This window comes from Paragemmobacter amnigenus, assembly GCF_009908265.2.
Taxonomy (GTDB): Bacteria; Pseudomonadota; Alphaproteobacteria; order Rhodobacterales; family Rhodobacteraceae; genus Paragemmobacter; species Paragemmobacter amnigenus.
Genome location: NZ_JAAATX020000002.1, coordinates 306,185 through 319,008 on the forward strand (window position 1 = coordinate 306,185; position 12,824 = coordinate 319,008).

Genomic DNA, 12,824 nt, shown 5'->3' on the forward strand with positions numbered 1-12,824 from the left:
GGCAGGCCGGTCTAGGATTTGGGCAGGCGACCCGATTCCGTGCCGCAAACCCGCTCCTGACCCGCGAGGGCAGGACAAGGGGGCGGTGGCGGTTCTAGCTTCGGGTCCGTATGGGGTGGGAAGGCAGGATGTCGATCATGTGGACGCCGGTCGCGCTGTCACGGGATGTGCCGCCGCTTGTGGTGCTGCCCGTGGTGGCGGGGGGCCGCGAACTGGCACTGTGGCGCAGCGCGTCGGGACGGATCGCGGCATGGGCGGACCGCTGCCCGCATCGCGGGATGCGCCTGTCGCACGGTTTCGTGCGGGGCGAGGCTTTGTCCTGCATCTATCACGGCTGGAGCTATGGCGCGGCGGGCAACTGCCTGCGCATCCCTGCCCATCCCGATCTGGAACCGCCCGAGACGATCCGCGTGGCCGTCCATGTCGCGGCCGAGGCGGGCGGGCTGATCTGGGTTGCCCCCTCTGCACCCGAGGCGCCCCCGCCCGATCCGGGCGCGCTGCAACCGCTGCGGTCGCTGACGGTCGAGGCGGGCACGGCGGCGGTGCTGTCTTTGGCCGGTCTGGCGGGTGACACCCTTGCGCGCGGCCACCTTGCGGGGGTCGAGGTCACGGTGGCCGTCCAGCCGATCGGTCCGGCGCGCTGTGCGCTGCATGTGCTGACCGGTGCGGCGGGGGCGGCAGAGCGGATCGCCCTGTCGCGCGAACTGGACGCACTGCGGCGGCGGGCGGAAGCGGGGGAGATGGCGGCATGACAAGCGAAGCGATCCGCAACGAATGGTATCCCGTGGCGCTGGCCAGCCAGCTTGGCCCCGAAGGCCGCGACACGCGCCTTCTGGGCGAACCCATCCGCGTCGACTGGGCCGCCCAAGGCCGACCCCGCGTCCGTGCGGCGGACGGGCGCGAGATGGCCACCCGCCTGCGCTATGGCCACATCTGGGCCTGCCCCGGCACCCCCTCGCGCGAGCTGTTCGACATCCCCGAGGCCGACCAGCCCGGCCGCCGTCTGGTCGACGTGGGCGTCGTCCGCGTGAAATGCTCGCCCCTGCGCGCGGTGGAAAACTTCCTCGACATCGCGCATTTCCCCTTTGTCCACACAGACATCCTTGGCGCCGAACCGCATACCGAGGTGGGCAAGTACGACGTCGCCATCCGCGAGGAGGTGGACGAGGTCTGGGCGACCAAGGTGCATTTCTACCAGCCGCAGGCCGCCAAATCGGCGGCGGGCGGGATCACCACGGAATACATGTACCGCGTGCCCGCGCCGACCGTGTCGATCCTCTACAAGACCTGCCCTCCACGCCCCGGCGAATGGGATGTCATCACGCTCTTCGTCCAACCGCTGGAAGAAAACCTGTGCGAGGTCTGGCCGTGGATGGCGCTGTTTGATGACGAAACCCCGATGACCGACCTCATCCACTTCCAGCAGACCATCTTCCTGCAGGACCGGTCCATCCTCGAAAACCAGCTGCCGCGCCTCCTGCCGCTGGATCCGGGGATGGAGATCCCGACGCGGGCGGACCTCACCTCCGTCGCCTATCGCCGCTGGCTCAAGCGGCGGGGCTATACCTATGGCGCGCAACTGGTGGCGGCATGATCCTTTACGACTACGTCCTCAGCCCCGATTGCTACAAGGTCCGGCTCCTTGCCGCGCTGACGGGGGCCAAGATCACCCTGCGGGCGGTGGATTTCCACCCCGGCGCCGAACACCGCAAGCCGGAGTTCCTGAAGATCAACCCCGCCGGAACCATTCCGGTGATGGAGGAGGACGGTCTGGTCCTGACCGATTCCTCGGCGATCCTGACCTATGTCGCGGCCAAGGCGGGGCCTGAATGGCTGGGCGATGACGACGCGCGGATGCGCGCGCGGGTGGCGCAATGGCTCGCCTTCGCGCAGCGCCTGTCGGCCAGCATCGGCAAGGCGCGCACCCATGACATGCTGCAAAAGCCCGCCGACATAGACGCCTGCCGCGCTGGCGGCATCCAGTGCCTGCGCGAGATCGAGGCGGCGCTGGTCGAACAGGATATCCTTGGCGCGCGCTTCCTCGCGGGCGACCGCCCGACGCTGGCCGACATCGCCTGCTTCCCCCATTCCATGCTCGCCCCCGATGGCGGCATCAGCGTGGATGCCTACCCCGCGATCCGCCTATGGACCCGCCGCATCCGCGCCCTTCCGGGCTTCGTCGAAATGCCGGGCATCCACCGCCTGCATGACCTGAAACCCGAACCCGCAAAGGCATGACCATGGCCGGTTACCTGTTCAAGGGCTGCGCGGCAGTCGTCACCGATGCGGGGGCGGCGGATGGCGTGCTGCGCGACGTGGATCTGCTGGTGGAGGGCCCGGCCATCACCGCCATCGGCGCGGGCCTTTCCGCGCCGCAGGGGACCGAGGTGATCGATGCCCGTGGCATGTTCCTCTATCCCGGTCTGGTGAACACCCATCACCACTTCTTCCAGACCTTCGTGCGCAACCGCGCCAACCTTGACTGGACGAAGCTGTCTGTCATCGAATGGCTGGACCTGATCTATCCCATCTTCTCGCGCCTGACGGAGGACTGCTTCTACCACTCCTCCCTCACCGCCATGGCGGAACTGGCCAAGCATGGCTGCACCACCGCCTTTGACCACCAGTATAACTTCCCCCGCCATGCCGGAAAACGCATCGTCGACCGGCAGTTTCAGGCGGCGGCGAAGATCGGCCTGCGCTTCCATGCGGGACGCGGCGGGAACACCCTGCCGAAATCCCAAGGATCGACGATCCCGGACGAGATGCTGGAATCCACCGATGAATTCATCGCTGATTGCGCGCGCCTGATCGACACCTATCACGATGCGGGCCGCTTCAGCATGGGGCAGGTCGTGGTGTCGCCCTGCCAACCGGTGAACTGCCATCTGGACACATTCACCGAATCCGTCGCACTGGCGCGTGACAAAGGCGTCTTCCTGCACAGCCATGTGGGCGAAGGCGAGAGCGAGGTCATCAAGGCCCGCCACGGGATGCGGACGGTCGACTATCTGGAAAAGATCGGCTTCTGCGGCCCCGATACCTTTTACGCCCATTGCTGGGAACTGACCGATGCCGAATTGCGCCAGTTGGCAGCCAGCGGCACGGGCGTCGCCCATTGCCCCGAACCCGTCTATCTGGTGGGGGCAGAGGTGACGGACATTCCCGCCATGGCCGCGTATGGCGTGCGCATCGGGCTGGGCTGCGACGGGGCGGCGTCGAACGACAATTCCAACCTGATGCACTGCATCCATTCGGCCTACATGCTGCAATGCCTCGTCGCGTCGAAACGCGCCCATCCCGTGCCCGACCCGCGGGATTTCCTCGCCTATACCACCACCGGCGGCGCGGCGCTGCTGGGGCGGTCCGACATCGGGCGTCTGGCCCCCGGCATGGCGGCAGACCTTTTCGCTATCGACACCCGCAAGATGGATTACGTGGGCACCCGCCACGACCCTGCCAGCCTGATCGCCAAGGTGGGCGTCGGCAGCCCCGTTGACCTGACCATGGTCAATGGCCGCATCGTCTGGGCCAAGGGCGAATTCCCCGGGCTGGACGAGGCCGAAATGGCCGCCGAGGCCGAGGCGGCGCTGGCAAAGATCGACTTCTAACCAACAATAACAGACCAACAGGAGAGACATATGAACATGATCGCAAGACGGACCTTCCTGCAGACATCGGCCCTTGCCGCCGTTGCTGCCGCCATCGGCGCGCGCGGGGCCTCCGCGCAGGAACCGCTGGGCATCGCGCTGGTGCTGCCTTCGCCCCTTGGCGATGTGGGCTGGTCGCATACGCTGGCGGCGGGGCTTGACCCGGTGAAGGCCGCCTATGGCGATGCGGTCAAGATCACGCTGCTGGAAAACATCGCCGAAGGCCCCGATGCCGACCGCATCATGAACAAGGCGGTGGCCGACGGGAACAAGGTCCTGATCGCGGGCTCCTTCGGCTATCAGAACGGCGCGATGCAGATTGCCAAGCGCGACCCGTCGGTGACGGTGCTGCACGCCTCGGGCTTCATGGTGGCCCCCAACTTCTCGCCCTTCGCGGCCAAGTATTTCCAGGGCACCTACCTGCTGGGCATGGCGGCGGCGGCGCTGTCCAAGACGGGCAAGCTCGGCTCCGTCTCGGCCTTCGCGATTCCGGAACTCATCACTTCGGTCAATGCCTTCACGCTGGGCGCGCAGGCGGTCAATCCGGATGTGGAAGTGTCGGTCGTCTGGGTGAACACCTGGTTCGACCCCGCCAAGGAGCAAGAGGCTGCCAAGGCCCTGATCGCGCAGGGCTGCGACGTGATCTTCTCGAACGCGCAGGACACGCCCTCGGTCATCGCGGCCTGCGAAGAGGCGGGGGTCTACGCCTTCAACCTCAACTCCTCGATGAAGTCCTACGCACCGACCAGATACCTCGGCTGCGTCGCCACCGACTGGTCGCCCTTCTTCAAGGCGTCCGTCGATGCGCATCTGGCGGGCAATTTCGTGGGCGCCAACGCCTTCCTCGGCGTGGCCGATCAGGTGGTCGAGGTGGTGGACTGGTCGCCCGACATTCCGGCCGACATCATGGCCAGGATCACCGAGACCGAGGCGAAGATCGCCGACGGCAGCTTTACCCCCTTCACCGGCCCGATCACCAAGGCCGATGACAGCGAGGGTGTGGCCGCAGGCGCATCCATGGGGGATGCCGAGATCGTGGCGATGGACTGGCACGTGAAGGGCGTCGTGACGCCGCTGCCGCAGTAAGGGCGGCCCATGTCCGCGCCGCTTCTGTCCCTGCGGGGGATGACCAAGGGCTATGGTCCGGTCAAGGCCAATCAGGCCATCGATCTGGACGTGGCCCCCAATTCCATCCACGCCATCCTGGGCGAGAACGGCGCGGGCAAATCCACGCTGATGAAACTGATCTACGGGGTCGAGGCGCCGGACGCGGGCGAGGTGTTCTGGAACGGCGCCCCCGTCCACCTGCATTCCCCGGGCGAGGCGCGGCGTCTGGGCATCGGGATGGTGTTCCAGCACTTCTCGCTGTTCGAGACGCTGACGGTGGTGGAAAACATCTCGCTCATCGTGGCGGGCACGAAGGCCACGCTGGCCGCGCGCATCCGCGAACTGGGCCGCGACTTCGGGCTGGAGGTGGACCCCTTCGCCGAGGTCCACGCCCTGTCGGTCGGTGAACGGCAAAGGGTGGAGATCATCCGCTGCCTGATGACGGAACCGAAGCTTCTCATTCTGGACGAACCGACATCGGTTCTGCCGCCGCAGGCGGTGGGGTTGCTGTTCGAAACACTGCGGCGGCTGCGCGATCGCGGGGTGTCGATCCTCTTCATCTCGCACAAGCTGGACGAGATTCAGGCCATTTGCGACCGCGCGACGATCCTGCGGGCGGGACGCGTGACGGGCAATGTCGACCCGCGCGAGCATGACGCGCATGATCTGGCGCGCATGATGATCGGGCGCGACATGCCCCCGCCGCTGCACCCCGATCCGGTCGAGCCGGGCGAGGTCAGGCTGGAGCTTTCGGGGCTGGACCACGCGCCGGATGATCCTTTCGGCGTGGCGTTGCAGGGGGTGAGCCTGTCTCTGCGCGCGGGTGAAGTTCTGGGAATCGCCGGAATTTCCGGCAATGGACAGTCCGAGCTGTCGCGACTGATTTCCGGCGAGGTGCGCCTGTCCGAGGCGCGGCGGGATGACGTCCGGATGCTTGGTCAGGGGGTCGGCCATCTGGGCCCCGGCGCGCGGCGGGCGCTGGGCTTCGCCTTTGTCCCCGAGGAACGGCTGGGACGCGGGGCGGTGCCCGAGATGACGCTGTCGGACAACAGCCTGCTGACGGCGCATGGTCAGGGGATGCTCCGTCGCGGTTTCATCGACCGCGTGCGCGAGGCGGAATTCACCGCTGCCTGCATCCGCGATTTCGACGTCCGCACCCCGGGCCCCGAGGCAGAGGCGGGCGCATTGTCGGGCGGCAACCTTCAGAAATTCATCATGGGACGCGAGATTTCGCTGCGCCCGAAGGTGCTCTTCGTGGCGCAGCCCACCTGGGGCGTCGACGTCGGGGCAGCGGCGGCGATCCGGCAAAGGCTGGTGGCAATGCGAAACGAAGGGGTGGCCGTGCTGGTGATTTCCGAGGAACTGGAAGAGTTGTTCGAGGTCTGCGACCGCATTCAGGTCATGCACAAGGGCCATCTGTCCGCGTCGCTCGATGCGCGCACGACCCGCGCGGAAGAGATCGGGCGGTTGATGATCGGTGCCGACGGGGTGGCGGCATGACCCTGCGGCTGGTCCGGCGGGAGAAAGCGTCGACCCGCATGGCGGTTCTGGCACCGCTGCTGGCCCTGCTGGCGGCGATGGTTCTGAATCTGTTGCTGTTTCTTGCCATGGGCAAGGATCCTGCGGCGGTCTTTCATGCAATGCTGCTGGAGCCGTTTTCCAGCTGGGCGGGATTTTCGGAAGTGCTGTTGAAGATGGGACCGCTTCTGCTGATCGCCCAAGGTTTGGCGATCGGCTTCCGCGCCAAGGTGTTCAACATCGGGGCCGAGGGGCAGTTCATCCTCGGGGCCATTTTCGCCTCTGCCATTCCTGTCTATTTCCCGCAGGCGACGGGGGCGTGGATCTGGCCCGCCATGCTGGTCCTCGGCGCGCTGGGTGGCGCGCTCTGGGCGGTGGTGCCCGCCTTCTGGCGCGTGCGGCTGAACGCCAACGAGATCCTCGTGACGCTGATGATGAGCCTGATCGCCATTCAGGTGCTGAACTACCTGCTGCTGGGTCCGTGGAAGGATCCGATGGGGTTCAATTTCCCGCAATCGGTGATGTTCCAGTATGACGCGATGATCCCCATCCTTCTGCCCGGCACGCGGGTGAACGTATCGCTGCTGATCGCGCTGTTTTCTGCGCTGCTGGCCTGGGCCTATATGCAGCGCAGTTTCGGCGGCTATCAGTTCCTCGTGGGCGGGCTTGCGCCCAAGGCGGCGACCTATGCGGGCTTTTCCGAGGCGCGGGCGATCTGGCTTTCGCTGCTGATCGGCGGCTTCGCGGCGGGGCTTGCAGGCGCGGCCGAGGTGGCGGGGCCGATCGGCCAGTTGCAGCGGTCGATTTCCACCGGTTATGGCTATGCCGCGATCATCGTGGCCTATCTGGGCGGGCTGCATCCGGTCGGGATTGTGGCCTCGTCGCTTTTCATGGCGGCGCTCTACATCGGCGGGGACAACGCGATGGTGTCGGCTGACCTGCCGGTCGCGGCGGTGCGGGTGTTCCAGGGAACGCTGCTGGTCTGTTATCTGGCGGCAGTCACCTTTGTGCGGTTCCGACTGGACTTTGGCGCAAGCGTCGAGGGGGGCAGGGTATGAGCGGCATGTCCTTCATCCTTGCCGGAATGCTGGCGGCGGCGACGCCTTTCCTTCTGGCGGCACTGGGCGAGTTGGTCGTGGAACGGGCGGGGGTGCTGAACCTTGGCCTCGAAGGCATCATGGCGCTGGGTGCGGTGGTGGCCTTCATCGTGGTCTATCACGGCGGCGGGCATCCGGCGGCCTTTGCGGTTGCGGCGCTGGCGGGCTGTGCGCTGTCGCTGGTCTTCGGGTTCCTTGCGCTGGGGGTCAGGGCCAATCAGGTGGCCGCAGGTCTGGCGGTGGGCATCCTCGGGCAGGGGCTGTCGTCGCTGATCGGGAATTCCTATGAAAGCCTGACGGTGACGGGTCTTGCGAAATGGGCCGTGCCGGGGCTGGCCGACCTGCCGGTGGTGGGCGGTCTTTTCGTGCAGGACATCGTGGTGTGGCTGTCGCTGCTGGCGACAGCGGCGATCTGGGGGATGTTCCGCTTTTCCAAGCTGGGCCTGATCCTGCGCGCGGTGGGGGAAAACCCGCAGGCCGCCCGCGCCATCGGTTACCGCGTCATCGCCATCCGCTATGGCGCGGTGGCCTTCGGCGGGGCGATGGCGGGGCTGGCGGGGGCCTATGCCTCGACCGTCTATACCCCGCTCTGGGCCGACGGGATGATCGCGGGGCGGGGGTGGATCGCGCTGGCGCTGGTCGTCTTCGGCACATGGCTGACGGGGCGCATCTTCTTCGGCGCGCTGCTCTTCGGGGCGGTGTCTCTGGCCAGTCTGGTGGCCCAGACCGAAGGCTGGGCGGTACCGTCGCAACTGCTGTCCAGCCTGCCCTATATCGTGACCATCATTGTCCTCGGGATCATCACCTCGAACAAACGGCTGCTCAAGGTCAACGGCGTCGCCTCGCTGGGGGAACCCTTCGGTCCCTGATGCGCGCGACGGCCTGTCCTAGACCCCGACATAGGCCATGAATTGCGGCGCATCGGCGGTGAGTCCGCGTGCCTCGACCATCTCGGCCACGCGGCCGCCCGCCATGAAGGCGATGCGATCTGCCATCCGCAGCACGGCATCGGGGCGCTGCTCCACAAGCACCGTCGCGACACCTGTCTCTTTCAGTTGCACGACCACGTCGCGGATCAGCGCGATCATCGAGGGTTGCAATCCCTCGGTCGGCTCGTCCAGCAACAGCACCTTCGGCTCCAGACAGAGTGCGCGGCCGATGGCGAGCATCTGCTGCTCTCCCCCTGAGAGGGTCGAGGAAACCTGATCCAGCCTTTCGCGCAGCCGCGGGAAGAGTGTCAGGACACGTTCCCGCGTCTCCTCGCCCATGCCGCGTGTCATCAGCCCGATCCCCAGGTTTTCGGCCACAGTCAGCGGACCGAACAGGCGACGGCCCTGCGGAACATAGGCGATGCCGTGCAGGGGCACGCGGTGGGCAGGCAGGGCGTGCAGCGCCGTGCCGTCCAGCGTGACAGTGCCACGCGTGGCAGGCACAAGGCCCATGATGCATTTCATCAGCGTGGACTTGCCTGCACCGTTCCTGCCCATGACGCAGGTGATCTCGCCCGCCCGCGCCTCGAACGTCAGGTCGCGCAGGACCGTGACGGCGCCATAGCCTGCGCTCACCCCTTCAAGCCGAAGCATCATGTCCCCCGAGATAGGCGTCCTGCACCGCAGGATTGGCGCGGATTTCCGACGGTGTGCCCGTGGCAAGGTGGCGGCCCGCGGCAAGGACGGTGATGCGGGTTGCAAGGTCCATGACCACATCCATGTTGTGTTCGATCAAAAGAACGGTTGTTTCTGGCGCTAAGGACCGGACCAATTGTTTGAAATTTGCAATCTCGCCCGAAGCAAGACCCTGTGTCGGTTCGTCGAGGATCAGCACGCGCGGGCGCAGGGCAAGGCCCATCCCCAGTTCGAGCAGGCGCTGGTGGCCATAGGACAGGGTGCCCGCCGTCTGGGTCGCGCGGTCGGCAAGGTTCACGCGCGACAGGGCGGCGGCAACGTCTGAGGCAAGATCGCGGGTGGCGGTCTGCTGGACGGCCAGCGCGACGTTGTCAAAGACCGACAGCCGCGGGTAGACCGAGGTGATCTGGAACGTATAGGCGATGCCCTTCTTCACGCGGGCATGGGCGGGCAGGCGGGTGATATCCTCGCCCGCCAGCGCGATGGTGCCGGACTGGGCTGGAATACGACCGGACAAGAGGCCGACGAAGGTGGTCTTGCCCGCACCGTTGGGGCCGATCAGGGCATGGATGTCGCCCGTCTGCAGGTCGAAATCCACCCCGTCGACCGCCCGCAGCCCCCCGAAATGGCGCGTCAGCCCTCGCGCGGACAGGATCACGGAAGCCATGTCAGCCACCTTTCGCGGATGGTGCCGAGTATGCCCTTCGGCGCGAAGAGGATCAGCAGCACAAGCGCCACCCCGACGAAAAGGAGCGTCGCCGTGGTGTAGCTGCCCGCGATGTCGACAAGATAGAACATGGCGGCCGTACCGACCAAGGGGCCGAGGACGGTTCCCGCCCCGCCCATCAGCACCCAGAGCATGGGCAGGATGGAATACTGGATGGTGGCAAAGCTGGCCCCCGCATAGCCGAAAAGCAGCGCATAGGCCGCCCCTGCCGCGCCCGAGAACAATCCCGACAGGACCAGCGCGGTCAGCTTCACCGCAAAGGTGTTGTAGCCCAGCATCCGCGATCGGTCCTCGTTTTCCCGTATCGCGACCAGCGTCCGGCCGAGCCGGCTTTGCACCAGCGCGAGCGAGGAGAGCAGCGCCGCCGAGAAGAGCGCATAGGCGATGGTTGCGCGGGCAACGTCCGCTGACAGGCCGGGCAGCAGTGCCGCCGCATCGGGCAGGACCAGCCCCTCGTCCCCGCCGGTGACGGGGCCGAAATACAAAAGTGTCAGGTATCCGGCCTGCGCGAACATCAACGTCACGATCATGAAGCTTACACCTGCCGTCCGCAGCGCCAGAAGGCCCGTCACCCCCGCCACGAGCCCCCCGGCGAGCAGTCCCGCGACAAGGGCGGGCAGTTGCGGCAGTCCCAGATAGGTGATCGGCAGTGCCGCACCATAGACCCCCGCCGCAAAGAACAGCGCATGGCCCAGTGACAAAAGCCCCGTATAGCCGAAGGCAAGGTTGTAGCCGATGGCAAAGACCGCAAGCACGAGGATGCGCGCAAGGTTGGTGGCATGGTAGGGCGGCAGGGTCGCCAGCAGCACGGCCAGCACAGCCAGCGTGAAAAGGTGGAGTGTCCAGATCCTCATGCCTGTTTCGCCCCGAACAGCCCCTGCGGGCGGAACACCAGCACCATAGCCACAAGCAGCGTGGCAAGGATCTTGGCCAGCGTGGGCGACCAGAAGAAGGCGATCAGCCCGTCGGACAGGCCGATGAAGACGGCCGCGATGATGGTGCCGCGCAGCGATCCCAGCCCGCCCACGATGACAGTGATGAAGGCCAGCAGCAGCGGGTCATGTCCCATCAGGTAATGCGCCTGCTGGATGGGCACGATCAGCACGGCGGCGATGGCCGCCAGTCCCGCGCCAAGGGCGAAGACGCCCGCATAGACGCGGTCCACGTCGATGCCGAAGGCCTGCGCGGTTTCGCGGTCTACCTGCGTGGCGCGCATCACGAGACCCGCCTTCGTGCGGGTCAGAAACAGCCAGACCCCGATCAGGACGAGGGTGGCAAAGAGGATCACCGACAGCTTGTAGGCGGAATAGCCGAACCATGGCAGCTGGATGCGGAAGTTGAAGGGCGGTTCCACCGGCATGGCCTGCGGACCGTAGAAGGACAGCGCGGCTTGCTGGAAGATATACATCAGCCCGATGGTGGCGACGATGGTCGCTTCGGGTTCGTAGTCCAGCCGTTTCAGGACGATCCGGTCCGCCAGCGCAGCCAGCGCCGCGACGAACAGCGGCGCCACGGCCAGCGCCACGAGGAAGGAGGCCCATGCAGGCCCGCCCACCCATGTGGTGATGAACCATGCCGAGACCGCGCCCAGCATGAAGAATTCGCCATGGGCCACGTTCACGACGCGCATCACGCCGAAGACGAGCGAAAGCCCCACGGCGGTAAGCGCCAGCGTGGCAGCCGTGACCGCGCTTTCCATCAGCGCGAGAAGGAGGAAGGGACCGAAACCCAAGGGGACACCCGTTCTGGTCGGGGGCGGGCGGACCCGCCCCCTCTGGTTGCGTTGAAGGGGAACCGGTCAGAACGACTGGGTCGAATAGTCCACAGCGTCGGCGTACTGCCCGTCCTCGATCGCGGTCTGGTGGACGCGCATCAGCTTGCCCCCTTCGACCTTCGATATGAACTGGTGGCCGAAGACCTGATGGGTCTTGCCGTTGAACACCTTGGCCCCCTGCGGGTGGTCCTGCCCTGCGTCGAAGGTGGTCATGGCTTCCACCGCCTCGACGAATTTCTGGCGGTCGGCGGGGCCTTGGTAGCCTGCGGCCTCCATCCCTTTCTTGATGACCGACAGGGTTTCCCAGACGCTGAACATGTGGCTGTAGGTGGCCACATCCGCCGCATCGCTGACCGAGGCGCCGTTGTCGTCCACGCCCACGGCGGCGCGGTAGAAGGTTTCCGCCTCGGACGCATCGGCCTGTTTCACGCGGTTATGCGCTTCCCAGAAATGCGTGCCTTCGAGGAATTCGAGACCGGGCGAGGCGGTGTCGACGGCCTCGAGGCTGTCGATGAAGCCGAAGATCTGGGGCCGCGCGCCCGATCCGTAGAAATCGCCCAGTTCCTTGACGAAGGTCAGGACGGCAGGGCCGACCATTACGTGGTAGAGCACCTCGGTCTCTGTCGGGATCTGCGGCAGATAGCGGGTGAAGGTGGTCTCGGTCGGCGGGATGGCGATCTGGGCGATCACCTCGCCGCCCTGCGCCTTGACCGCTTCGGTGAAGAAATCGCGGTGGTCATAGCCGAAGGCGTAGTCGGGATAGACCATCGTGACCTTCTTGCCGAGGTTCTGCGTCACCCAAGGCGCCATCGACGACACCTGCGCGCGCACGTCGGTGATACCGGGCTGCATCGTCCAGCGGTTCAGCATGCCGGAGGCCACGTGATAGCCTTCGGAGCAGACGAGGTAGGGGATCTTCAACTCGCCCGCGCGGGGGGCGGACCCGATGACGACGTGGGAAAAGAGCGGGCCGAAGATCAGGTCGCAACCGGCCTGCGAGGCCAGCTTTTCCACCACTTCCGCGCCGCGCTTGGGGTCGGTGGCGTCATCCTCGAAGACGATTTCCACGGGGCGTCCGTTGATGCCGCCCGCGTCGTTTACCACCTTCAGCGCGGCCTGCGCGGTGCGTTCGTACCAGCGGCCATAGGCGGCGCCGATGCCGGTGCGGTGCAGCTGGAAGCCCAGCTTGATGGGGGCGGCCTGCCCCCAGACATGGCCGGGCAGGGCCGCCGAGGCGAGAAGGCCCGCGCCCATGCCTTTCAGCAGGGTGCGGCGGGTCGGGGTGATCAGGTTGGTCATGGTTCACTCTCCGCTGTTGGTGGGACG

Annotated in this window: 13 protein-coding genes; 8 read left to right on the forward strand and 5 right to left on the reverse strand. The window is 66.3% G+C overall.

Features of this window, described 5'->3' with window-relative positions:
* The first annotated feature begins 128 nt into the window (after nt 1-128).
* From GU927_RS03930 to GU927_RS03965, 8 genes are read left to right on the forward strand one after another with little or no spacing between them, the layout of a single operon-like run.
* Nucleotides 129-752: a Rieske 2Fe-2S domain-containing protein gene (locus tag GU927_RS03930; RefSeq protein ID WP_161761048.1), complete on the forward strand. Its 624-nt coding sequence runs from the start codon at nt 129-131 to the stop codon at nt 750-752.
* Nucleotides 749-1,594 carry an aromatic ring-hydroxylating oxygenase subunit alpha gene (locus GU927_RS03935; protein ID WP_161761049.1) on the forward strand — a complete coding sequence of 282 codons (846 nt, stop codon included), beginning with the start codon at nt 749-751 and terminating at the stop codon, nt 1,592-1,594. Before GU927_RS03930 ends, GU927_RS03935 begins: the two co-directional genes overlap by 4 nt.
* Nucleotides 1,591-2,238, forward strand: a complete 648-nt coding sequence (locus GU927_RS03940) for a glutathione S-transferase family protein (protein WP_161761050.1) — start codon at nt 1,591-1,593, stop codon at nt 2,236-2,238. The genes GU927_RS03935 and GU927_RS03940 overlap by 4 nt, the downstream gene beginning before the upstream one ends.
* A gap of 2 nt (nt 2,239-2,240) precedes the next feature.
* Nucleotides 2,241-3,611 carry an amidohydrolase gene (locus GU927_RS03945; RefSeq protein ID WP_161761051.1) on the forward strand — a complete coding sequence of 457 codons (1,371 nt, stop codon included), beginning with the start codon at nt 2,241-2,243 and terminating at the stop codon, nt 3,609-3,611.
* 30 nt (nt 3,612-3,641) lie between these two features.
* Nucleotides 3,642-4,736, forward strand: a complete 1,095-nt coding sequence (locus GU927_RS03950; protein ID WP_161761052.1) for a BMP family ABC transporter substrate-binding protein — start codon at nt 3,642-3,644, stop codon at nt 4,734-4,736.
* A 9-nt stretch (nt 4,737-4,745) separates the two neighbouring features.
* Nucleotides 4,746-6,257, forward strand: a complete 1,512-nt coding sequence (locus GU927_RS03955) for an ABC transporter ATP-binding protein (RefSeq protein WP_161761053.1) — start codon at nt 4,746-4,748, stop codon at nt 6,255-6,257.
* Nucleotides 6,254-7,333, forward strand: coding sequence for an ABC transporter permease (locus GU927_RS03960; protein WP_161761054.1), 1,080 nt, complete (start codon nt 6,254-6,256; stop codon nt 7,331-7,333). The genes GU927_RS03955 and GU927_RS03960 overlap by 4 nt, the downstream gene beginning before the upstream one ends.
* Nucleotides 7,330-8,241 carry an ABC transporter permease gene (locus GU927_RS03965; protein WP_161761055.1) on the forward strand — a complete coding sequence of 304 codons (912 nt, stop codon included), beginning with the start codon at nt 7,330-7,332 and terminating at the stop codon, nt 8,239-8,241. The genes GU927_RS03960 and GU927_RS03965 overlap by 4 nt, the downstream gene beginning before the upstream one ends.
* Nucleotides 8,242-8,259: 18 nt before the next feature.
* Here GU927_RS03965 and GU927_RS03970 read toward each other — a convergent pair whose 3' ends face one another.
* The 5 genes from GU927_RS03970 to GU927_RS03990 all read right to left on the reverse strand — a co-directional run bounded on the left by GU927_RS03970 (nt 8,260) and on the right by GU927_RS03990 (nt 12,797).
* Complete coding sequence (locus GU927_RS03970) at nt 8,260-8,955, reverse strand: ABC transporter ATP-binding protein (RefSeq protein ID WP_161761125.1); 696 nt, start codon at nt 8,953-8,955, stop codon at nt 8,260-8,262.
* A complete protein-coding gene (locus GU927_RS03975) occupies nt 8,942-9,664 on the reverse strand; it encodes an ABC transporter ATP-binding protein (protein WP_161761056.1) in 723 nt (240 codons plus the stop codon). Before GU927_RS03975 ends, GU927_RS03970 begins: the two co-directional genes overlap by 14 nt.
* Nucleotides 9,652-10,578 carry a branched-chain amino acid ABC transporter permease gene (locus tag GU927_RS03980; RefSeq protein WP_161761057.1) on the reverse strand — a complete coding sequence of 309 codons (927 nt, stop codon included), beginning with the start codon at nt 10,576-10,578 and terminating at the stop codon, nt 9,652-9,654. The genes GU927_RS03975 and GU927_RS03980 overlap by 13 nt, the downstream gene beginning before the upstream one ends.
* Complete coding sequence (locus GU927_RS03985) at nt 10,575-11,456, reverse strand: branched-chain amino acid ABC transporter permease (RefSeq protein WP_161761058.1); 882 nt, start codon at nt 11,454-11,456, stop codon at nt 10,575-10,577. The genes GU927_RS03980 and GU927_RS03985 overlap by 4 nt, the downstream gene beginning before the upstream one ends.
* A gap of 66 nt (nt 11,457-11,522) precedes the next feature.
* Nucleotides 11,523-12,797: an ABC transporter substrate-binding protein gene (locus GU927_RS03990; RefSeq protein WP_161761059.1), complete on the reverse strand. Its 1,275-nt coding sequence runs from the start codon at nt 12,795-12,797 to the stop codon at nt 11,523-11,525.
* Nucleotides 12,798-12,824 lie beyond the last annotated feature (27 nt).